Source organism: Pseudomonas sp. LS2P72 (genome assembly GCF_054897865.1).
Genome location: NZ_CM142708.1, coordinates 6,075,608 through 6,097,835 on the forward strand (window position 1 = coordinate 6,075,608; position 22,228 = coordinate 6,097,835).

Genomic DNA, 22,228 nt, shown 5'->3' on the forward strand with positions numbered 1-22,228 from the left:
TCATCTAAAGACGTCCACGGACGTCTTTTTTTGTGCCTGCGATCCAGTAAATACGCGGCCTCCAGCGCTTTTGCGGTCTTCTGAGATTTTTTGAGTTCCAGCCATTCGGGTATTCCAAACGGTATTCCAACCCATTCGGTGCTAACCTTTGGAATACCAAATCAGTGCCTGAGGAAAATCTCATGCCTGCTCCAGCCCTCCGCCTCTCTGATCGACAGCTCAAGGGAGTCAAACCCGCGTCCAAGGATTACGTCCTCACCGACGGTGACGGTTTGCAACTCCGTGTACGCAGCAACGGCTCTCTGCTGTGGAATTTCAATTACCGTGAACCGGTGACCAAGAACCGCATCAACATGGGCTTGGGCACCTACCCAGAGCTCTCGCTGGCGAACGCCCGAAAGATGGCGGTCGAAGCACGCGAACTGCTCGCCCAAGGCATCGATCCGAAGGTGCAGCGCGATACGCTGAATGAGGCCAAGCGCGCAGAAACGGAACACACCTTCGAGAACGTGGCCACCGCCTGGTTCGAGCTTAAGAAAGACTCTGTCACGCCGGCCTACGCCGAGGACATTTGGCGGTCGCTCACGCTACATGTATTTCCAAACCTGAAAACAACGCCGCTTTCAAAAATCAGCGCACCAATGGTCATCGAACTGCTTCGCCCAATCGAGGCCAAAGGCAGCCTCGAGACAGTGAAGCGATTGAGCCAACGGCTCAACGAGATCATGACCTATGGGGTCAATTCAGGACTGATCTTTGCGAACCCCCTCAGTGGCATTCGCGCAGTATTCAAGAAACCCAAGAAACAGAACATGGCCGCGCTACGACCCGATGAGCTTTCCGAGCTCATGATCGAAATCGCAAACGCCAGCATCAAGCGGATCACCCGCTGCCTGATCGAATGGCAACTGCACACCATGACCCGCCCTGCCGAAGCGGCTACCACCCGATGGGCAGACATCGACTTCGACAAACGCATCTGGACCATCCCTCCGGAGCGCATGAAAAAGCGTCGCCCGCACACCATCCCGCTGAGTGATCAGGCGCTCTCGTTACTGGAGACACTCAAGCACCACAGCGGTCACAGGGAATATGTGTTCCCGGCAGATAGAAATCCGCGCACCCACGCCAACAGCCAGACTGCCAATATGGCGTTGAAACGCATGGGTTTCCAGGACCGTTTGGTCAGCCACGGCATGCGTTCCATGGCCAGCACCATCCTGAACGAGCATGGGTGGGATCCGGAGCTGATCGAAGTCGCGCTGGCGCATGTCGACAAGGACGAAGTCCGAAGCGCTTACAACCGAGCGGACTACATCGAACGCCGGAGACCGATGATGGCTTGGTGGAGTGAACATATCCAAAAAGCAGCAACGGGCAGTCTGTCGGCAGCTGCCATTAATGACATCAGGAACTGCAATGTCGTGCCGATACGGTGAGCGCTCACCGGACGCCGCCGGTAACCGAAAATAACTCCCCAGATGGAGTGATGGTTGATTTGGCGACAGCGGCGACACCGGCGACAACCCGCGTAATACCTGGTCTGCAGAATGGCGACAGAAGCGGCGACTGTCGCCGCTGCAAGCCTCTCTCTTGAGGCTTTCTCGACCAAGCCCACGCGAGCGGGAAGGCTCCGCATTCCCACTCGCTTGGGCTCACATTAAAAACCGACGAACGACCACCCTGCCATGGGAAACCACCGGCCTCCAAGGTCTTCCAGCGCTACCAATTGGCGCAAGAGTCGCCCCCAAAATACTGTTGACCGCGAGCAGAACGAGCGCTAAATCAGAGCCGTACAAGCGCTGTCCTCGACAGCCCCCATGTAGCCAGAACCTTTGAGGCTACGCCACACCGTGGTGGTTCACCCCCAAGTGCGATTAGCGTCCGGCGGCTCGCACGGTCACAGCGATGTGATGGATGCCCACTCTTCCAGAATGCCCACTGCGGCAACTCAGGCCTTCTCCTGGCTGCTCTGCAGCAACTTATCCGCTTGGCCATTTCTTGCGCCAACCTGTTGCCCGTCTCTTTGCCCCCTAAAGAGACGGGCGCATCTCATACTGCTGCAGCCCTGATCGCATGGGGCTTTGCGGCGTTCCCCCTCGTGACAATCGGCGTGACAAACACCGAATGCTCACTCGCCACAGCGATGCCGATAATGGTGCCGCAGCCAATGGACAGGCTGCACCTGACTGACAGTCAGGCATGCCCCGGTCATCGCTTCGCTGTCTTCACCCGACTCAGGATCTCGCGGCATTGGTCTCGTCAGCCAGTGCAGCCTCCACCCGCCCACTTCTTCGGAGGTGTTCAGGAGGTCGGATCATGAGATGCCCAAGCTCCCGGTCGTAAGGAGCCGTCAGTCCCGCGTTAGTGGACAAACCTCACAGGTCGCAGGGGCCTTGATCCCTGATAACACTCAACAACCGTGGCGGGATGAGTGAGGGGGAAGTCGATAATCTCAGGAGAATAGCGATGCAACTGTGCGAAGCGTTCGAGCCACCACAACCATTGCTGGAATACCAGCAGGCGCCGCTGCCCTACCCAGTCGAAGCACTCGGAGAACTGTTGGGCCTTGCGGTCGAACGACTGGCCGAGGTGATTGGCGTACCCTGCGCCATGGCGGCCCAATCGGTGCTGGCAAGCGCTGCCCTGGTGAGCCAAGGTCATGCCAATGTCCAACTCGACGGCCGAACCTATCCGCTGTCCCTCTACCTACTGACGGTGGCGTCCTCAGGTGATCGCAAAAGCGCGGTGGACCATCTAGCCCTGAAAGCGGCGCGCGACTGGGAACGACAGCAGTGGACCCTGTATACGGAAAAGCTCAAAGCCTATCGCGCCGCCAACAACATCATGGCCAAACCCAAAACCTCAAAGAAACACACGGAGGCGGAAGGCGGTGAACTATCCGAACCGGTACCGCCGAGATTGATCATTGCCGAGCCCACCATTGAGGCCCTGGTCAAAAGCCTGTGCCAGGGTTTGCCCAGCATGGGTTTATTCAATGATGAAGGTGGCCAGTTCTTGGGCAGCAGCACCATGAGCAAAGAGAATCTACTCAAGGCGATCACCACCTTATCAACATTGTGGGATGGCAGCCCGATCGACCGGGCCCGCTCCATGGCCGGAGAAAGCCTGCGTGCCTATGACCGCCGCCTCAGCCTGCATCTGATGCTGCAGCCCTACCTGGCCAACCAGCTGTTCAAAGACCCGGTGATCAATGGCCAAGGCATCCTCGGCCGTTGCCTGATCAGTTGGCCCGAGCGCCTGGCCGGCCAGCGACTCTACAAGGCAATCGACCTGACCAGAGATGCCAAAGTCCAGCGCTACCAACAGCGGATCACCGCCCTGCTGCAACAGCCCTGGTCGCTTCACAAGGATGGTTCACTCAATCCCACCACACTGGAGCTGACTTCCCGTGCCCGTCGTGCCTGGATTGATATTCACGACACCATCGAATGTCAGTCTGGCGAGTTCGGCGAGCTGGCCGGCGTCCAACCTGTCGCGGGCAAGGCGGCGGCGAATGTACTGCGTATCGCGGGCGTGCTGGCCATGGTTGAAGAGGCCAGTGCATTGGATGAAGGACACATCCAGCGCGCCTCCACGTTGATGGATTACTACCTGGCCGAGATTCAGCGCCTGACCGAACAGGAGCCGGTCAATAGCCGACGCGAGGAAGCGGATCGACTGCTGCGCTGGCTGGTGCAGAAAGGCTGGACCCACTTCACCATCCGCGACGTCAATCGCAACGGTCCTCGTTTTGCCCGCAAGAGCACGGACCATACCGCCTCTTTATTGGTCGTACTTATCACGCATCGCTGGCTGAGTAGCCGCGACGGAAAAACTTTCGAGGTCCGTCATGTTTCGCCTCAATGACGCGGTGCGCCGCTACCGGGCGCAACATCAAGCGCAGCCAGAATCGCGGTGTGTCGCCACCTCTGTCGCCACCCTGTCGCCACGCGCCAGGCCAGGAACGACGCGGGTTGTCGCCACTGTCGCCACTGTCGCCACTGTCGCCACACCACCTCTAGAGCCTGCCAACCTCGCCCTACTGATTGAGCAACTGCGTGAGGAAGGGGCACTGCTGCAGCACCACGAGAACGCTCTCCTGATCCGCCCGACACACTGGCAGCAGGTGGACAGGCTCAGCCCTCACTGGAAAGCCCTGCTGCTCTTTCTGCAAACAAACGAAAATGGTGATGACGATGGCCTTGGTCGGTCGGCGTGATGGTCGCAACTTTGGCTACGGTCGTCAGCTGAGCTACGCCGGCCCACAAGCGCTAAACGATCTGTTTGCCGGCGGCCACTTCGCCACGGTCAAAGCGCATAGTGATCGCTGGCAAGCGTTCGTGCGTTGGTGTCGGTCAGAGGACGGCCCCGGTTACAACGATGCACGCCAAATCGATCGACGGACGCTGCAAGACTACGCCGCTTACCTGCGCCAGCAGATCCAGCAAGGTGAACTCTGCATCGCTACCGCACAGAACCGCCTGAGCAGCATTAACCGCACCCTCGCCGCGCTGCGCGGTGATCAGGACGTGAGGATCGCCAGCCCGAGCCAGGCGTTGGGACAGATGCGTTCGACCGTACGCACCCGCGCGCCAGATGGCCAAGACCATCAACAAGTGCGGCGAGTGATTGAGGCGCTTGGCGAACAGCAACACGAGCGGGTGGCAGCGATTGTCCTTTTGGCCCGAACAACCGGTATGCGCCTGCGCGAAGCGATCCTGGCTGACCTGCCACGCTTGCACCGCGAAGCCGAACACTTAGGCCGCATCAACATTCAGGACGGCACCAAAGGCGGTCGCTCAGGGGCTTCAGCGCCGCGATGGATCGCGGTTAATGAAGCGGTGAAGGCGGCGCTGCAGTTGGCTCGTCATGCCTCGCCACCCAGCAGCCGCAACTTGCTGGCCCGAGACGAAAGCTACGCCGCATTCCTGCAACAGACCGTGCTCCCCGCCCGCGAAACGCTACATGAACACGGGCTGAAGGGCTTTCATGAACTGCGAGCAGCCTACGCCTGCGAGCGTTACAAACAGCTCACGGGTCACGCCGCACCGGTCAATGGTGGCCACAGCTATCGCATTGACCGCGGCCTGGATCGACAGGCGCGGCAACAAATCAGCCGCGAACTCGGGCATAACCGGATCGATGTAGTTTCAGCCTACATTGGAGGAAGAGCGTGACTAAGCCCTTCGATATGACGCTGTTCCTGAGCGGCGTACTGGATGGCTCGAAGCCCACTCAGCAACGCCACCTACGGCAAGCCCGAATCATGCAAGCGGCCATTCAACAGCGATGGCAACGCGATAATCCCTGGACCTGGCGACTCAAGCATGTACGTTGGTTTCTGGTTCACCATCTGAAGGATCACTCCGAAGCTACACGATATTACTATCGACTCACGACCCTGCTTATCTGGAAACGGATGGGGACCGACCCGCGTTGCGTTGAACCCAGGACGGATTAGCTTATATGGCACCGTCGTGATATAGCGAGTAAAGCTGAAACACCCTGGCCCTGATATCATCATGCATCTTTACAGGGACCGTAGAATTAGGAAGCCATATGCCTGCAGTGTTTATTCACGTGTCCGATATCCATTTCGGCCAGGAAAAAGATGATCGAATTCACATCCATGCCGACGTGAAACAACAACTGATCACCGATGCCAAGGAAGTCGTCTCGAAAATTGCTGGCGGGACTGCTCACGGCATATTGGTAACCGGAGATATCGCTCAAACCGGACGATGGAGCGAGTACGAGGCTGCCGGTATATGGTTGGATGAGCTTGCTGCGAGCGTAGGAGTGCAGATCCACCGCGTTCAGATGGTGCCGGGCAACCACGACCTTGATCGAACAAAACTGTCGTTTGCTGGACAGCATATCCTTGATCACATTCGTGCGGGTGGCACGCGGGAATATGAGGAAATCCTGAATAATCCTACGGACCGGGCGGCGCTTTTCGCCCGTTTCGAGGACTATGGTCGCTTTAGCTTCGCTTATAACTGCCCCCTCAACAATGAAGGAGCGTTTGCTTCCGAGATGGAAGTGAACCTCGCGCCCGGCAGGGCCATCCGCTTTATTAGGTTCAATTCCTCCCTACTTTGCCACGGTGGCGAGCGCGATGAGCACCCGGAACTGATATTGGGCGCACGTCAGTTCACAATTCCGCGCACCAGCGGAGTAGAAAACGTTGTCCTCGTTCACCATCCCCTAAGCTGGTACAAGGATCAAGACCAGGTACGGGATTACATACGAAGCAGAGCTCGGGTTTTCATATCGGGCCATGAACACGACCCAAAGGTATCGATCGACAACGTCGAGGACGGTTGCGACGTGATGATGCTCGCCGCCGGAGCTACTGTTCCCTTTAAGTCAGACGACGTCTACACCTTCACCTACAACATCATAGAATTTGACTGGGACGAAGAAATCGATGGTTTGTCGGTAACGATGCATCCACGGGCGTGGAATACACAACGAACCTGTTTCGAAGCCGATGAGAAGCGTTTAGGCAAGAAAGATCCCCACTTCCGGCTGGCGTCTCCATTTTTCCGGAAGGCCGCTCGTCCAGACGCAGCGCCAACGGTTTCGCCTGTAGGTGCTCTGGAGGGCGAAGAGAACGCATGGCCCGTTGAGCCTACGATCGAGATGATTCCAATGGAGTCTCCAGAAGGGGAGCCACAAGTCATGCAGCCTATTGTAGAAGGTTACGAAACCGCCCGACTCCGGTTTTTTCGCGACCTGCTGGAAGGCGAGCGGCTACGCATTCTCTTCGAACTGGACGCGCTCCCGAAAAGCTTCAATGAGTCGATGTCGCAGGGTCTTGAACGCAAGTTGTTGGACATGCTTGTTCGTAATGGGAAGCTAAGTGAAGTCGAGAAGATGATTGATAAATTGATTGGCGAGCGTAAGGACGGGGTACGGTAATGGATAATTTGGCAGTTCATATGCGAATTTCCGGAGTCGCTGTAAATGACGACGATGTGAATTCTCGACGCTCGGCAGCGACCAGCCTGGTGGCCAGTTGGAAGAAAGAAAATACCGCGGTGAAGATCCTTTCCAAGGCGGTGGATGTTGCCGAAGCTCTTGGCGGCGACGGCTATCCTTCAGCTACGCTTGGCGGCGAAGTCCAAGTAGCCATACAGAAAAAGTCGTCCTCGTTCCTATTCGAAGAGCGCCCGCTTGACATTAGCGTCTGTGCCGGCATGGCGATAGTTTCTATTTTGGGTACCAGTCCAGGACCAGATGGATGGACGATCCAGGATGTCTACGCCAATGCCTTATGGTCCGCGCTCGCGTATCAACCCCCTCTGGAAGACGATCGACGTGAAAATCTTCGCCGCGAAGTTCTAGATTTGGCAGCCGACTGGCGCGCGACATCTGCTGAGAAGTCTAGGGAGCGGTCAGTAGTTCCCGATCCGTCCGTTGTAAAAATCGCCGTCGGCGAGGACGGTGTCGCAACCAACAACTTCAAGGAGGCGATGGCCGGTACAGTTGAGTCGCTTCGTCGCAATGCCGCGCTGGATCGTGAGGAGTTGGACTTTCTGTGGTGGGCACAACTCAACCGCAGCAGACTGCTCAATAGACAACTATCCGCGATCACTGAACCGACACGGATCATAGCCGTCGGTATCGAGGGCGCGAAGTTGCTTCGCCGCTTTCCATGCGAAGTACATCGCGAGATCGTTCTAAGAACACTGGATCAAGATCCGGAATTCGATCTTGCGGAGTTGCTGATGGCCATCGGTGCTGATCGTCAACTGCTCGGCCAGGCGTACACTGAGGGCAGTGTAGCCGCCTACCCCACCATTTTCCCGCTGCTTCACGCTTTGGCCACTGGTGAAACGAGCGGCCCAGGCGCAAGCGTGAAACGGCGTGTTTCGGAATGGGGTGAGCGGGCACTCCTAGAGGCCGGGTTCATAACAATGATCCTCCATGGTGCGGCGAAGTTATGAGCAGCTCGTGCAGATTCGATGGGTGCACCGTCGATGAGACGGGAGTCTGCGCGCTCGAACGCGCCCCATTAGATTGCAGCAACCGTATTTCCAACGAAGCTGCAGGTGCGACGTCTGCTGATGCCCAAGACGGTGACGAAGCACTCTCAGGATTCGGTGATCGACTGGGCGCACCCGTGTTGGATCAGCCCCGAGGGGCGAGCGCGTTTACTTCCAGCCAAACGCTTGGATTGGCAGATCTGAATGCTCTGATGGCAACCAGATATGTAAAAGTGGTGGGTATCCTCGGCGATCCAGAGTCTGGCAAAACAGCTTGCCTCGCCAGTTTGTACTTGCTCGTATCGCATGCAAAGCTGGAGGGTTGGTCATTTGCAGACAGCAAAAGTTTGGCGGCCTTCGAAGATATAGCCCGTGGGGCTCGCGACTGGAATAAAGGTAAGGCACCGGAACAGATGACGGTCCATACCGAGTTAGCAGATGATCATGGCCCAGGCTTCCTGCACCTCAGGCTCGTCAGACGATCGGATGGGAGGCGTGTCGACCTAGCCCTTCCCGACATACCAGGAGAATGGACACAGGCGCTTGTTAATTCGGCTCAATCAGATCGTTTGGACTTCATGAAGTCCGCCGAAACCATCTGGATCGTGCTTGATGGCCGCTCACTCGCAGACATCGAGAAGCGCCATGGGCTCATAGCGCGGGTGGGCCAGCTCGCCCGGCGCTTGGACACTATGTTGGACGGCCGTGCGTTTCGATTGTTAGTAGTAGTGACTCATCAAGACTTGCATGTGCTCGATCCCAACGTAGCCCACCGTTTGCAGGCGGAACTCGCTCGGCACGGGGCGGAGGCCGAGATCGTTGGCGTCGCTCCCTTTTCTGATAAACCTAACGAAGTGCCCGCGGGATTTGGCATAGCTGACCTGATCAACCTGACCGCTGGGAAGCAACCCGATCGCCCGATTTTCTGGAGGTCGACCGAACCGGCCGAGAGTAGTCGCGCCTATCTAAAACACAGGAGGGATCGATGAGCCGATCAATCATATTGCTTGGCGGTCCTGATTCAGGAAAGACCAACTACATTGGTCCTTTGTGGCGAGTACTCGATGGTAAGACAGGTGGCCTACATGCTGCGAAACAACCTGATGACATAAACTTCGTGCTTGAAGTCACCGATCATATTTTTGCAGGAGGATTTGCACCACGTACTGAGCACAGCGACGCACGTCGCGATTTCGAGGTTGTTGTCGCTGCAACGGAGAATGGACCACAAGCAAGGATCATCGTGCCTGACATCTCAGGTGAGCTTTGGCGCAACGCAGTCATCGACAGCGAGATCGACCCTGACTGGATGAGCGAATTGAAGAAAGCTGATGGCGCTCTGCTTTTCGTGAGGGTTGGCTCCGACCAAGATGTCCGCCCTCTCGACTGGGTGACGTCACGCCGCATGCTCGAGATCCTTGGTGACGAAGATGATCAGGGACTTCCAACGCAGGTGATGCTCTGCGAGCTGATCCGCTTCCTTGAGTCATCGCTCGCTGACCGCGAAGATGGCGAACGTCCACGGCTGTCCGTCGTTGTCAGCGCATGGGATTTGGTTGATGCAGGATTGTTTCATCGCGGCCCCTTGGCTTACCTGGAGCGTGAGTACCCCCTTGTTGCGGGCAGACTTACTGATTTGGAGGATCTCGATGTCCGGATATTCGGCCTTAGCAGTCTTGGCGGCGATCTGAAAAACGACCTTGCCTACAGGCAAGCGTTTCTCGAGGCGGGGCCAGATGGCCATGGATGGGTCGCAGTAGATGACGGTGATGGATGGAAAAAGGATCCTGACATCACCCTTCCGATAGCCTGGGCGGTAGGCCTTTGAACCTGTGATTAACGTTGAAATTCAGGTTCATGGCTATCGCAAGGGGCACCAGCTACTTGCTTCGTCTATCGCCTTGTCCAAGGACGATCAGGCAGTTGTGGATCGCCTTTCTGACGTGGCCGGCCCGCTACGCCCGAAGGAGGAGTTCGCCCCCTACCTATCCACCTATCCGCTACCAAGTGGAACCTACTACGTTATTGCTCGGACATGGCAGGACCTTACCGTCCCTCGGGCAGGTTGCGTTCGAACCAAGAGCGTGCTGATCGATGCACGAGCCTGGGCCCTCAAGCCGCCGCTTATTCCTATCCTTCGACTGCTCGGCTCCGCTGAGCTACCGAGCGAGAAGGATGCAAAATGCGTAGAACTGGAGGACCAGGTTGAGGAACAGCTTCCTCCAACTCCCAGTTTCAGCGCGAGCGAATTGCTTGAAGCGCTTTTTTTTGAGGATGCGAAGCCGGTGGTGATGTTTGACGCGCCGGATCCAGAGCTGATCGCTTTACGCTTACTCACCGCACTTTGGCCTGGCATCCGACGGCGGTTTGCGCTTTCGACCTTCGCACTATCGCCCCGAAAGATAGGAGGCCGTGACCTGGATCTTGTCTTCGCACCATTAAGTGCCAAAGCTAAATTCTCTGACTGGGGTGGACGTCGCGTGGACGGCCGCTCACTACAGAATGATCGGCATAAATGGACGGGGACAATTGTTCGCCGAGTTTTCGAGGACCCTGTCCCCAAACTGCTCTCCAGCCGTGAAATTGAGCTGCTGGGCGACCGCGAGTCTGATAGCGCTGCCGCCCTTCGCATAGCACTCCTGTGGGACGAACTACTTGATAAGCTCTACCAGACGCCCACAGCCGCTCTGGGGCTGTTGGATATTGCCAACTCAGGGATGGTTAGCAACAAGGTAGCCATGAAACTGCTGGAGCCTCGGCTGGCTGAGGCTACCCGTCAAGTTGCGGACAGTTTGTCACATAGTGACGCTTGGGACTTCGTTGGTGCAATCGCGCGGAAGATGCAGGGCCAGGACATGCCTGCAAGTAGAACGGCGATCGAACAGCTAGTGGCTTATCTCGCTAAGCGAGCGCCTGGTGGGGCGGTCAACCTCTTGAGGCAGCCTGACCCTAAGGGCACGATAAGCGACTTAATCCCCTTTATTGCAACCGGTCTTGGCAAGGGGGCCGCGCCAGATGTCGAACAGGTGCTGACCGAAGCGCCGGCGGATATCATCGCGCGAATTGTTTCTCAAGGCGGCGCACTTGTCAGTAGGGTTGCGAACGATGATGGGCTGATCGAAAGGATGGGGCTCGTTTTAAGTGAGGTCGACCAAGAGCTCGCGAATAGGGCTGGCTCAGTGCTGCTCCCTTACCTAATCGATGACCGACAGCTTCCGGCCGCCGCACCGATTTTTAACAGACTGGATTCCCAAGGGCTTGCTGATGAACTGCGTTGGCTGGGTGATGCCAATGACTTCCAAGCCGAACGGCTTAGTGCGATGCTCATCAAACGGGCGCGCAAGGTAGGGGGGTTGCCGAGCGTTCGCGATGTTCTGATCTCTTCGGAAGCTTCGGCGCGAAGCTTTGCGCTGCTGTCGATGACGGTCAACCCTGTCAAAGCAGATGTACTTTGGCTTCTCGATGAGAAGCGTCTCAGTCATAAAGTATCCGCTGATCTCATCAAAAATGTGCTGGAGCGCGCCGACGATAAGCAGTTGGCAGTTCTGCTCTTTGACCACACAACCGCCGAACGGCTGGTTGCACGCCTTCCAGATGACTCTATCGACATACTCGCACGGGCGATAATGCAGGACAGCCTTCCTATGAATGCGTACGCCCGTGTTATCGGCTCCGTGATTCCGAAGGTCAATGATGCTCGAAAGTTCGAGATCGCAGAACGTGTTATAGGGAAATGCTTGCGCAATAGGTTCGACGGTGACGAAACTGCCATCCTTCACATGCTTCTCGGCACCCTTGGCGCTCGAATTGATGGCGGATGGGCTGTCCAAACAGGATTGGATGCCAGCCTAGATGCCGAGCTCGTGAGCCGGAATCTTATCGTCTTCGAGACGGCACCGTTACCAGCTCGCAACCGTGTCGTTGGGGCTGTTCGTGAAATCGCCAACGCTCTGCAGGCACGCCACGTCATTGACCTAAATGAAGCGGCAAGCGACGCCTGCGCCAAACTCATGTTCGATGCGGAACAAATATCCAGCAAAGCACTTCTCGATGCCGCCGGAAGGCTTGTGCCTTTGTTGCTTCGTTCCCGACGACAACCCGTATCGCCGTTGATCGCTGCTATGTTTCCTTCGATCTATCGGGAGTTGTCGAAGGCAAATGACGTGCCTGACTTACTGAAGATCTTCCCTTTCTTTGATTGGGACCGGTGCAAAGCCGCACGCATTGAACTGGTTGACGCATTCATGTCGTCATCCTGGAGGGCGGGTGATCTGGCTGCAACTGCATGCCGATGCGGTGACGTTGCCAAGATTCTCAAACAAGTGGCTGGCTCGCATGGCGGCGAGAAATATCTTACGCGCATTGAGAATGACCTAGATCGTCTTGACGATGGAGGTCGGCACTTGATCAAAAATACGGCCGCTCAAATCCGCGCAGAAAAATCCTACAAACCTGGCTACTGAATGAGGACATTAATCGGCAGATCCTAGTTGCCGTAAGGCTAAAGGGGAAACTTTTCGCCTAAATTAGCATTGGATCGACAGCAGCCTAATACGGCAAGCAGAACCCCGCCGGTCGACTGGCGAAAAATTAACTCATTGAGATTATTTGGAACAACGATAAATGTGAGTTCTCAATGAACCCGCGGGCGTTACACATTTTGTACTCAATGGTATTCCAGACGGTATTCCAATAAAAAAACAGAAACAGGAATTATCTAATTAAATCAATATAATAAAACCCCTGTTCAATTTACCCCGGCCCACCAACTTTACATCTAAAGACGTCCACGGACGTCTTTTTTTGTGCCTGAAATCCAGTGAATACGGGGGTTTCAGGGCTGCGGGGGGCTTTCCAGGTTTTTTGAGTTCCAAGCGGTTTGGTATTCCCGGCTACCCGACGCTAATCTTGGGAATACCAAAAAGTGTCATGGAGTACATCTCATGTGCGCTCAAACCACCCGCCTCTCCGACCTCTTGCTCAAGGCGATCAAACCGAAAGACAAGGATTACGCCCTCACCGATGGCGACGGGCTCCAGCTGCGAGTCAGGGTCAATCGCTCGATGCAGTGGAATTTCAACTATCGACATCCCGTCACCAAGAATCGAATCAACATGGCACTCGGCACCCACGCGAATAGCCAGACCGCCAACATGGCGTTGAAACGAATGGGCTTTCAGGACCGCTTGGTCATCCACGGCATGCGCTCCATGGCCAGCACAATCCTGAACGAGCATGGGTGTGATCCGGAGCAGATCGAAGTGGCGCTGGCGCATGTTGATAAAGACGAAGTTCGAAGCGCCTACAACCGGGCGGATTACATCGAACGCCGGCGTCCGATGATGGCTTGGTGGAGTGAACAGATCCAGAAGGCGGCCACCGGCAGCCAGTCGGCATCCGCCATCAATCAAACCAGGGACCGCAACGTCGTGCCGATACGCTGAGCATCCGAAGGTTGGCGACGCCGGCGACAATCCGTGTCGTGCAGCAGGGCGACAGAAGTAACGACTGTCGCTAAATCTCTCGCATGCCTGCGCTTCTGCGGCCAAGCCCCTGAGTATGGGAAGGCTCCGCATTCCCATACTCAGGGGCTCACGCTTAAAAGGTCTATCAGACAACCACGAGTTGCGTCTTTTTACTTAGACAACTCCTTGGCGCCGACAACCATGGTCAGGTACGTGTTAGCAGCTGAAGCAAACCTTCCACATCAGTTAGCGCTGGAGCATGGGCTCCGGCATACCGGCAAGATATGGATGCGCAAGCCGCTGAAAATCGCAGGCGCGCTCTTAAGTCTGAGATCCCCAGCAACTCCGCCGCCAGCCAACCAGCCATACAAGCGTCTCCTGCTCCAACCGTGTCTTCTACTTTCACGGCAATAGCCGGCTGCTCGAGTTGGCTGTCCGGGGTGTGGAGAATCATCCCGTGTTCCCCTCGGGTAAACAGGATCTGCGCCTGAGGATTGAGAGCGCGAAGCTCATCCATTGCCTGGTGTTCGGTCAGCCCTGGATAAATTTGCCGAAGGTCTTCGTCGGAAAGCTTAATCATGTCAGCAAGGGCGGTCATCGTAGGGAAGGTCTGCTCCCGATAATGGCTATCCATTAAATTGCGCCAGTTCGGATCATAGCTAATCCGTTTACCAGCTTCTTTGGCCTGCTGAGCAATTTTAACCAGCCTGCCTGCGAGTGGCTGTCGAGCCAAACTGATGCAGCTGAAATGACACAGCTCTGTTTGGTTGATCCATCCTTCGGGCATCAGATCAGGATCAAAAAACAGATCGGCATCTCCAGCAAAAAAGTATTTTGGAGGACGGCTTGATGGAACGATGGCGACCAAAGGATCTCGGTCTACCCGCTGGATAAACCTCATATCTAACGCTGCCGCTTCCGACTGCGAAACTATCTCGTCACCCAGTGAATCCATGCTCACCGCCCCAGCAAAAGCGCAGCCAACACCCAAGCGACTTAGCGCTCGTGCAACGTTCCAGGGAGCACCACCTGGGTAGCCCTTCCACTGTCCAGGAGTGCCTTGGACAAGGTCGGTCAGAGCTTCGCCAAATACTACTGCGCGAGGCAATACCATCGTCATTTCCTCAATACTTTGTCGTAGGTAACTGCTGGCTAATCAGCTTCGACCGGTAATCACTTACTCAATGCGCTTTGGTGTCGGCCGGACGCGTTCATATATTAAAACCAGGTTTCCATCTGTATGCCGTACTGCCATACGCCTCCAGCATTGAAGTCCGACTTGCCGAAGGAGTCAGAGGTGCTGTATCTGTCCAGGTCCGAAGACCAGTTCATGAGGCTTGCGAACACTCGCAATTCGGGACGTGTGAGCAGGTCGCCAACATCAGGTTTGAATGTCGGGGCGATCGTGAACTTCCAGAAGTTACCGTCGACCGCATTACGTTGCAGGTAGCCCTTGGGGTCGAGGTCCATGGTTTGCCAGCTCATTTCGTAGGCCATCTCGAAATTGCTGTTGATTTCATTGGCCAACCGCACGTTCAGGGTCATCCAGCGGTAATCGTCACCCTTGACGTACCTGTCCTTGCTTTGTTCGGCCAACAAGCTGGGGCCGATGCGCCAGCCCGGCGCTATGGGTGTCTCGCCATAAGCCGCCAGACGCAGAGCGCGGGCGTCGTCGATCAGCTCGCCATCCGAGCCGATGTTCTTGACCTCTGCCCCCAGACCTTGCCCGTAGAGCAGCGCCGTTTTGAAGAAGCCTTCCCTGCCGAAAAAATCTTTCTGGTGATTGGCCAGCATGCTGTGCAAACCGGAATCCGCAGGCGTCAGACCCGCTTCATTGCTGCGGGTGCCAATGTCATTTTTCTTTGAACCAATGGCATTGAACATCCACTGCCACTGACCACTGTCGAAGAACTGGTTGGAGGTCAGGATGTAGCTTTCCACATCGGCATTGATACCGCCCTCACTGAAATCCCCGTAGTTACGCCCGATCAAGGAGTAATTCGAGCGCCAGTTCTTGTTCATCTGCACATCGTAGATTCCACCTCCGGTGCCGGCCAGATAGACGACGTCCGAGTCCAGCCAGTGGATATCGAAGTTATCTCTGTCGAATCGTTTGCCTGCCCACAAGGTGGAGTTCTCGAACACTGAGTTGCCCTTAAAGGCGGCGAGATGATCGAGTTCGGTGAATACCTGACGCACGTTCAGGTTGCTCTCGTCGGCCGTCCAGTCATTGGAACTCTCCACACCGTCGGCGATGGACACCGTGAATTTGGAACGGGTGCCGTTTTGCGCATAGGCTTCTTTCGACAAGTCTATGCGCATGTAAGTGTCGTCTTCGTTGCCGAGTCGCCCGACTGCACCACCGACTGAACCGGCCGGGGTTGTATAAGGACCGCCACGACCACCACCCAGCCCATCGTTGATCAGCAATCCGGAGCGGGCGTACCCCTTGAAGCTGAAGCCGTCAGTGAGGTGTCCGCTGCTGCCCTGCTTTTCCATGCTTTGCTGACGGGCTTCGAGTTTTGCCAGTCGGGTGTCCAAAGCAGGCGCCGACATGGCTGCTGCAGGAGACGCAGCGGGCTGCAAGGCGGGAGTGGACAGTTTGATTTGCTGCAATTCCCTGGCGAGCGCCTGGGTTTGCTGTTCAGCTGCGGCGGCGCGTTTTTCCGCTGCGCTGGCACGGGCTTCAAACGCAGCCATGCGTTGTTCCAGAGTCGCGGCCTGAGAGGTTGCCGCCGAGGTGCCAAGCACACCTGCGAGTAGCCAGCTTGATGCTTTCTGCATGTGTATTTCCTGTTTTGTTTTTATTGTTTTCGTTCCCGCGACGGACCCTTTTTTCGTGAATGATGAATTGTCAAAATCGACGAAAAAAAGGATGCCTCATCGCAAATACGCTGCTACATTTGGCGATGTTAACGTTAACTTTTATAAAAACAAAAATAAAGAGGCCTTTATGAAACAGCTGAAATCGCTCCTTCCAGCAGCATTACTCACCCTCTGTGCCGGGCTTCCATCCCTCTCGAGTGCAGCCGATCTGACGATCTCGTGCGGTGCGGTGGGTGCGGAGTTACAACTCTGCAAGGAGGCTGTCGAGGCGTGGTCAAAACAGACCGGCAACAACGTCGAGGTGGTTTCCACGCCTAACTCGGCGACCGAGAGGTTGTCGTTCTACCAACAGATCCTCAGTGCTCAGTCCACCGACATCGACATCATTCAAATCGATATGGTGTGGCCGGGGATGCTGGCCAAACATCTGATGGATCTGCGCGAGGTGCTTCCAGCCAACGCAACCCATGGCTACTTCCAGGCACAGGTAGATAACGCCACGGTGAACGGACGGCTGGTGACGATGCCGTGGTTTACCGACTCGGGTCTGCTGTATTACCGCAAAGACTTGCTCGAGAAGTACAACCAGCAGGTTCCCCAGACTTGGGAGGAAATGACCGCTACCGCCAGGGATATTCAACAGGCCGAACGCACTGCCGGGAACCCCAATGCGTGGGGTTACATCTTTCAAGGGCGCGCCTACGAGGGCCTGACGTGCAATGCGCTGGAGTGGATCAGCAGCCAACCGGAAGGCGGACTGGTCAATCCACGAGGCGACATCGTGGTCAACAGTCAGGCCTCAAGAACGGCTTTGAGCCTGGCGAAAAGCTGGGTGGGTGACATCTCCCCACGGGGCGTACTCAATTACACCGAGGAAGAAGGCCGTGGCGTATTCCAGTCGGGAAATGCGCTGTTCATGCGTAACTGGCCTTATGTCTGGGCCTTGGTACAAAGCCAGGACAGTGCGGTAAAAGACAAAGTCGGGGTCGCTCCCCTGCCCCGCGGCGGCGAGACCGGCACCCATGCATCCACGCTCGGTGGCTGGGGTCTGGCGGTATCGCGCTACAGCGCCCATCCCAAACTTGCCGCCGAACTGGTGAGCTACCTGACCAGTGCCCAAGAGCAAAAACGTCGTTCTTTGATAGGCGCCTATAACCCGGTTATCGAGTCGCTGTATCAAGATCCCGAACTGCTCGCGGCAATGCCTTATTACGCTCAGCTGCACAGCATTCTCAACGATGGGGTGATGCGCCCCGCCTCAATAACCGCCGATCGCTATCCACGGGTCTCCAATGCGTTCTTCGATCGAGTGCATGGCGTGCTGGCGGGTGAGTTGCCTGTCGATCAGGCGCTGGCCGAACTGGAAAGCGAACTCACGCGCATCAAACGCCGGAACTGGTAAGCCAAAGGAAGGAAATCACCATGTCTGTCTCTGCTACCCATGCCCTCTGTGACGAGCTCCTGCTCACCAGGGAAACGCCCGTACAACGTCGCCGAGTACGCGCCGCCTGGCTGTTTCTGACACCGATGCTGCTGTGTCTGGCCCTGGTGGCAGCCTGGCCGCTACTGCGCACATTCTGGTTCAGCCTGACCGACGCCAACCTCGCGGACACCGGTGGCGGATCCTTCGTCGGCTTGAGCAATTACCTGTTCCACAACGGTTCCACCTGGTCGGGCATCCTGGTTGATCCTCAATGGTGGAACGCGGTGCGCAACACCTTGCATTTCACCGTGGTGTCGGTGGGACTGGAAGTCGTACTGGGACTGCTGGTGGCGTTGCTGCTGAACATCAGGTTCACCGGCCGTTCCTTGGTGCGTGCGTTGATTCTGATTCCCTGGGCGATTCCGACCATTGTCTCGGCAAAGATCTGGTCATGGATGCTTAACGACCAGTTCGGCATCATCAATCATATGATGCTGAGCCTCGGCCTGATTGACGCGCCTCTGGCCTGGACGGCCGATGCGGATCTGTCGATGTGGGCGGTGATCATCGTCGATGTCTGGAAGACCGTCCCGTTTGTCACGCTGCTGATGCTGGCGGCCTTGCAGATGTTACCTAGCGATTGCTACGAGGCCGCCAGGGTAGATGGCATTCACCCGTTGAAGGTGTTCTGGCGTGTCACGCTTCCCCTGCTGATGCCCGCATTGCTGGTGGCGGCGATCTTCCGCATCCTCGACTCGTTGCGGGTATTTGACGTGATCTATGTGCTGACCTCGAACTCGTCGAGCACCATGAGTATGTCGGTGTATGCCCGTCAGCACCTGGTGGAGTTCCAGGACGTCGGTTACGGCAGCGCAGCCTCGACGCTGTTGTTTCTGGTCGTTGCGGTGATCGCCATGCTTTATCTCTACCTCGGACGCCGCCAACTGGAGGTCCGCTCATGAGCCCGCGCCTGCTGAAAAAAGCGCTGTTGCGCCTCGGGTTCTGGTGTCTGATCGGGGTGTTGCTGCTGTATGCGGTTTTCCCTTTCTACTACGCCATCGTGACGTCGCTGAAACCGTCCAGCGCCTTGTTCGAGGTGAGTTACTGGATCGCTAACCCCGACTTCTCCAATTACGCGGCGGTGCTCAGCCAAGCCTCATTCCTGCGAGCTATCGGTAATTCACTGGTGGTCGCGCTTAGCGTGGTGACACTGGCGCTGTTCCTCAGCCTGACCGCCGCCTATGCCTTGGGCCGGGTGAAGTTCCGTGGCCGTGGCACGGTCTTGATGATGGTCCTTGGCGTGTCGATGTTTCCCCAAGTCGCGGTGCTGTCGGGGCTGTTCGAAGTGATCCGCGCACTGGGTCTGTACAACACCTCCTGGGCATTGATTCTGAGCTACACGATTTTCACCCTGCCCTTCACCGTTTGGGTGCTGACCACGTTCATGGGGCAACTGCCCCATGAACTGGAAGAAGCGGCAATCATGGATGGCGCCTCGCCCTGGGTCACGCTGACCCGCGTGCTGTTGCCCCTGCTCTGGCCCGCACTGGTCACCACTGGTTTATTGGCCTTCATCGCAGCGTGGAACGAGTTCCTGTTTGCCCTGACCTTCACCCTCACCGACACCCAACGCACGGTGCCGGTCGCCATCGCCTTGATTTCCGGCGGCAGCCCCCATGAGTTGCCTTGGGGGTTGTTGATGGCCGCCTCGGTGGTGGTCACCGTCCCACTGGTGATTCTGGTGCTGATCTTCCAGCGCCGAATCGTTTCCGGTCTCACTGCCGGCGCGTTAAAGGGTTGATGCCCAACAAAGACAAGGAACAGCATCGTGATTAAATTGAAACTGGACAACGTGAACAAACAATTGGGCGGCGCGCGGATTCTTCGCGACGTCAACCTGGAAATCGCAGCGGGTGAATTCGTCGTGTTCGTCGGTCCTTCGGGCTGCGGAAAGTCGACCCTGCTAAGACTGATCGCCGGACTGGATTCGATCTGCGGCGGCGACCTGCTGATCGACGGGCGACGGGTCAACGACCTGGAGCCGCGCGAGCGTGGCGTCGGCATGGTGTTTCAGTCTTATGCGCTGTACCCGCACATGAGCGTCTACGACAACATCAGCTTTGGTCTCAAACTGGCCAAGACTGAAAAGAGCAGCCTGCGCGAGCGTGTGCTGAAAACTGCGCAAATCCTGCAGTTGGACAAACTGCTGCAACGCAAGCCAAAGGAACTGTCTGGAGGGCAGCGTCAGCGTGTAGCAATGGGCAGAGCCATGGCGCGGGAACCGGACATTTTGTTGTTCGATGAGCCGCTTTCCAACCTGGATGCGTCCTTGCGGGTGCAGATGCGCAACGAAATTGCCCGGCTGCACGCCCGACTGGGCTCGACCATGATCTACGTGACCCACGATCAGGTTGAAGCAATGACCCTGGCCGACAAAATTGTCGTGCTCAATGGTGGTCGCGTAGAACAGGTCGGCTCACCGCGCGAACTCTATGAACGTCCGGCCAGTCGCTTTGTCGCCGGTTTTCTCGGTTCGCCCAGGATGAATTTTCTGCCGGCACGCCTGCAGGCTCCAAGCGAAACCAGCCTGGTCGATACCCTCGTATGGGGTATCACGTCCCTGCCCTTCGACAGCTCGAACCTGCCGGCAGGCGCGCAGCTGACTCTGGGGATTCGCCCGGAGCACCTGTCGCTCAAGGCGGCGGAGGGAACCGCTGGCATCGTTGTGACCGCGGTCGAATACCTGGGCAGCGAAACCTATGTGCACCTCGAGACAGGTCAGGATGAGCCTCTGATCTGTCGTTGTGAAGTCAGCGCCGGATGGAAGGCAGGCGATCGGGTTGAGCTGCAGCTGGACATCGACAACCTGCACCTGTTCGACGCCGACGGCGCGGCCTTGAGCCGTCATCCACACGCCATTGAAACCCTGCCGGATGGCGTTTCTCTTCGCCCGGTACGAGCACGCGCCCTATGACTGTGTCTTTGAATTCCATGAGTGTTCCAATGTCTGCTGCCCTTGAGATTGCGCAGCATGCGCTGCGTGAGGGTCTGTCTCGCGTCGTCGATGATTATCGACCCGGTTATCATATTGCCCCTCTCGTGGGCTGGATGAACGACCCCAACGGGGTGGTGTACTTTCGTGGCGAATACCACGTGTTCTATCAGCATCATCCCTTCGACGCGAAATGGGGTACGATGTATTGGGGGCATGCCAAGAGTGCCGATCTGGTCCATTGGCAGCATCTGCCCATTGCACTGGCGCCCGGCGACGACTTCGACCGCGACGGTTGTTTTTCCGGAAGCGCCGTGGTGTGTGGAGATACCCTGGCGCTGATCTACACCGGGCACACCTGGCTGGGGGAAGTGGGTGACGAGCGTTCAATCCGTCAAGTCCAGTGCCTGGCCACCAGCAGCGACGGCATCCGGTTCGTCAAGCATGGCGCCGTCATCGAGACCGCGCCGCAAGACGCTATCATGCACTTTCGTGACCCCAAGGTATGGCAGGAGAATGACTGCTGGTACCTGATTGCCGGCGCGCGTCTGGGCGATGTGCCGTTGCTCCCGCTGTACCGTTCCACGGATCTGCACACCTGGGAATTCCTCGACTATGTGTCCAGCGGCAGCGCGGGCGATGGCTATATGTGGGAGTGCCCGGATCTGTTCCGACTGAACGGACGCGATGTGCTGCTCTACTCCCCTCAAGGCATGCAACCCGAGGGTTACGATCGGCTCAACAAGTACCAGACTGGTTATCGCGTGGGCCGACTCGACAGCGAATGGCACTTCACCGGCGGGCCTTTTATCGAGCTGGATAACGGCCATGATTTCTATGCCGCGCAAACGCTAGTGGCCGCTGACGGTAGGCGCCTGGTGTGGGCATGGCTCGACATGTGGGAAAGCCCGATGCCGAGCCAGGCCCATCACTGGTGCGGCATGCTCGGTTTGCCGCGCGAACTTGAACTGCACGCCGATCGCCTTTGCGTATATCCGGCACGAGAGCTCGCCGCCTTACGCAAGGAGCCATTGCCGGGCACGCCCTGGTGGGATGAATCGGGAACCCGGCGCGTGCCGCAAGTGAATGGCGACATGCTCGAAATCCATGTGCATCTGGATTTGCTCGGTTGCACCGACGGCCACCTCGGAATCGCTTTGCGTTGCAGCGACGATGGCCAGGAAGAAACCCTGCTTTACTACGATGCATCGCTGCAGCGTTTGGTGCTGGACCGCAGCCGCTCGGGTGCGCAAGTCACCGGTCAGCGCAGCGTTACGATAGACCCGACACAAGAGCGACTGGAATTGCGTGTGTTCCTAGATCGCTCGTCCATCGAGGTGTTCGACGAAAACGGCCGCTTCAGTTTCAGCAGTCGCCTCTATCCGAGCCCCGACAGTCTGGGCGTGAAACTGCTGGCAAGCGGGACTGGCGGACGGGTCTCGATTCCCAAGGCATGGCCTCTGGGCTCTGGATGGCTGTGAGCAGCATCATTCGAGTCGCGAGAAGCCCGGGCCATGTGTCATGATTC

General features: G+C 57.0%; 17 protein-coding genes and 2 pseudogenes. 17 read left to right on the forward strand and 2 right to left on the reverse strand.

Features of this window, described 5'->3' with window-relative positions:
* The first annotated feature begins 182 nt into the window (after window positions 1-182).
* From ACYZUA_RS27910 to ACYZUA_RS27965, 12 genes and pseudogenes are all read left to right on the forward strand, one after another.
* On the forward strand, window positions 183-1,439 hold the full coding sequence (locus tag ACYZUA_RS27910) for an integrase domain-containing protein (protein ID WP_461961416.1): 1,257 nt from the start codon (window positions 183-185) through the stop codon (window positions 1,437-1,439).
* Between the two features lie 1,030 nt (window positions 1,440-2,469).
* Window positions 2,470-3,870: a YfjI family protein gene (locus ACYZUA_RS27915; protein ID WP_461961417.1), complete on the forward strand. Its 1,401-nt coding sequence runs from the start codon at window positions 2,470-2,472 to the stop codon at window positions 3,868-3,870.
* Complete coding sequence (locus tag ACYZUA_RS27920) at window positions 3,854-4,222, forward strand: hypothetical protein (RefSeq protein ID WP_461961418.1); 369 nt, start codon at window positions 3,854-3,856, stop codon at window positions 4,220-4,222. Before ACYZUA_RS27915 ends, ACYZUA_RS27920 begins: the two co-directional genes overlap by 17 nt.
* Window positions 4,200-5,180, forward strand: a complete 981-nt coding sequence (locus ACYZUA_RS27925; protein WP_461964142.1) for an integrase domain-containing protein — start codon at window positions 4,200-4,202, stop codon at window positions 5,178-5,180. The genes ACYZUA_RS27920 and ACYZUA_RS27925 overlap by 23 nt, the downstream gene beginning before the upstream one ends.
* Window positions 5,177-5,464: a hypothetical protein gene (locus ACYZUA_RS27930; protein WP_278450064.1), complete on the forward strand. Its 288-nt coding sequence runs from the start codon at window positions 5,177-5,179 to the stop codon at window positions 5,462-5,464. The genes ACYZUA_RS27925 and ACYZUA_RS27930 overlap by 4 nt, the downstream gene beginning before the upstream one ends.
* Before the next feature lie 98 nt (window positions 5,465-5,562).
* Window positions 5,563-6,927, forward strand: coding sequence for a metallophosphoesterase (locus tag ACYZUA_RS27935; protein ID WP_169862801.1), 1,365 nt, complete (start codon window positions 5,563-5,565; stop codon window positions 6,925-6,927).
* Window positions 6,927-7,955 carry a GTPase-associated system all-helical protein GASH gene (locus ACYZUA_RS27940; RefSeq protein WP_461961419.1) on the forward strand — a complete coding sequence of 343 codons (1,029 nt, stop codon included), beginning with the start codon at window positions 6,927-6,929 and terminating at the stop codon, window positions 7,953-7,955. The genes ACYZUA_RS27935 and ACYZUA_RS27940 overlap by 1 nt, the downstream gene beginning before the upstream one ends.
* Window positions 7,952-8,983: a TRAFAC clade GTPase domain-containing protein gene (locus ACYZUA_RS27945; RefSeq protein ID WP_461961420.1), complete on the forward strand. Its 1,032-nt coding sequence runs from the start codon at window positions 7,952-7,954 to the stop codon at window positions 8,981-8,983. Before ACYZUA_RS27940 ends, ACYZUA_RS27945 begins: the two co-directional genes overlap by 4 nt.
* Window positions 8,980-9,822 carry a TRAFAC clade GTPase domain-containing protein gene (locus ACYZUA_RS27950; RefSeq protein ID WP_169862807.1) on the forward strand — a complete coding sequence of 281 codons (843 nt, stop codon included), beginning with the start codon at window positions 8,980-8,982 and terminating at the stop codon, window positions 9,820-9,822. Before ACYZUA_RS27945 ends, ACYZUA_RS27950 begins: the two co-directional genes overlap by 4 nt.
* Before the next feature lie 4 nt (window positions 9,823-9,826).
* Window positions 9,827-12,457: a GAP1-N1 domain-containing protein gene (locus tag ACYZUA_RS27955; protein WP_461961421.1), complete on the forward strand. Its 2,631-nt coding sequence runs from the start codon at window positions 9,827-9,829 to the stop codon at window positions 12,455-12,457.
* A 480-nt stretch (window positions 12,458-12,937) separates the two neighbouring features.
* Window positions 12,938-13,075 (forward strand): annotated as a pseudogene (locus ACYZUA_RS27960) (integrase); the annotation flags it as partial.
* A gap of 45 nt (window positions 13,076-13,120) precedes the next feature.
* A pseudogene (locus ACYZUA_RS27965) lies at window positions 13,121-13,438 on the forward strand (tyrosine-type recombinase/integrase); the annotation flags it as partial.
* 226 nt (window positions 13,439-13,664) lie between these two features.
* Here ACYZUA_RS27965 and ACYZUA_RS27970 read toward each other — a convergent pair.
* Together ACYZUA_RS27970 and ACYZUA_RS27975 are read right to left on the reverse strand one after the other, a co-directional pair.
* Window positions 13,665-14,573, reverse strand: a complete 909-nt coding sequence (locus ACYZUA_RS27970; RefSeq protein WP_461961422.1) for a carbohydrate kinase family protein — start codon at window positions 14,571-14,573, stop codon at window positions 13,665-13,667.
* Between the two features lie 104 nt (window positions 14,574-14,677).
* Window positions 14,678-16,243 (reverse strand): carbohydrate porin, encoded by a 1,566-nt coding sequence (locus ACYZUA_RS27975; protein WP_461961423.1) that lies wholly within the window; start codon window positions 16,241-16,243, stop codon window positions 14,678-14,680.
* Window positions 16,244-16,412: 169 nt separating this feature from the next.
* On the opposite strand from ACYZUA_RS27975, the gene ACYZUA_RS27980 reads away from it, so the two are divergent.
* From ACYZUA_RS27980 to ACYZUA_RS28000, 5 genes are read left to right on the forward strand one after another with little or no spacing between them, the layout of a single operon-like run.
* Window positions 16,413-17,687: an ABC transporter substrate-binding protein gene (locus ACYZUA_RS27980; RefSeq protein ID WP_461964144.1), complete on the forward strand. Its 1,275-nt coding sequence runs from the start codon at window positions 16,413-16,415 to the stop codon at window positions 17,685-17,687.
* 20 nt (window positions 17,688-17,707) lie between these two features.
* Window positions 17,708-18,670 (forward strand): carbohydrate ABC transporter permease, encoded by a 963-nt coding sequence (locus ACYZUA_RS27985; RefSeq protein WP_461961424.1) that lies wholly within the window; start codon window positions 17,708-17,710, stop codon window positions 18,668-18,670.
* The gene (locus ACYZUA_RS27990) at window positions 18,667-19,509 is read left to right on the forward strand and encodes a carbohydrate ABC transporter permease (protein WP_461961425.1); all 843 of its coding nucleotides are present in this window, start codon (window positions 18,667-18,669) and stop codon (window positions 19,507-19,509) included. The genes ACYZUA_RS27985 and ACYZUA_RS27990 overlap by 4 nt, the downstream gene beginning before the upstream one ends.
* Before the next feature lie 27 nt (window positions 19,510-19,536).
* Entirely contained in the window at window positions 19,537-20,682 is a 1,146-nt protein-coding gene (locus ACYZUA_RS27995; RefSeq protein WP_461961426.1) for an ABC transporter ATP-binding protein, read from the forward strand.
* Window positions 20,679-22,181 (forward strand): glycoside hydrolase family 32 protein, encoded by a 1,503-nt coding sequence (locus ACYZUA_RS28000; RefSeq protein ID WP_461961427.1) that lies wholly within the window; start codon window positions 20,679-20,681, stop codon window positions 22,179-22,181. Before ACYZUA_RS27995 ends, ACYZUA_RS28000 begins: the two co-directional genes overlap by 4 nt.
* The last annotated feature ends 47 nt before the right edge of the window (window positions 22,182-22,228 follow it).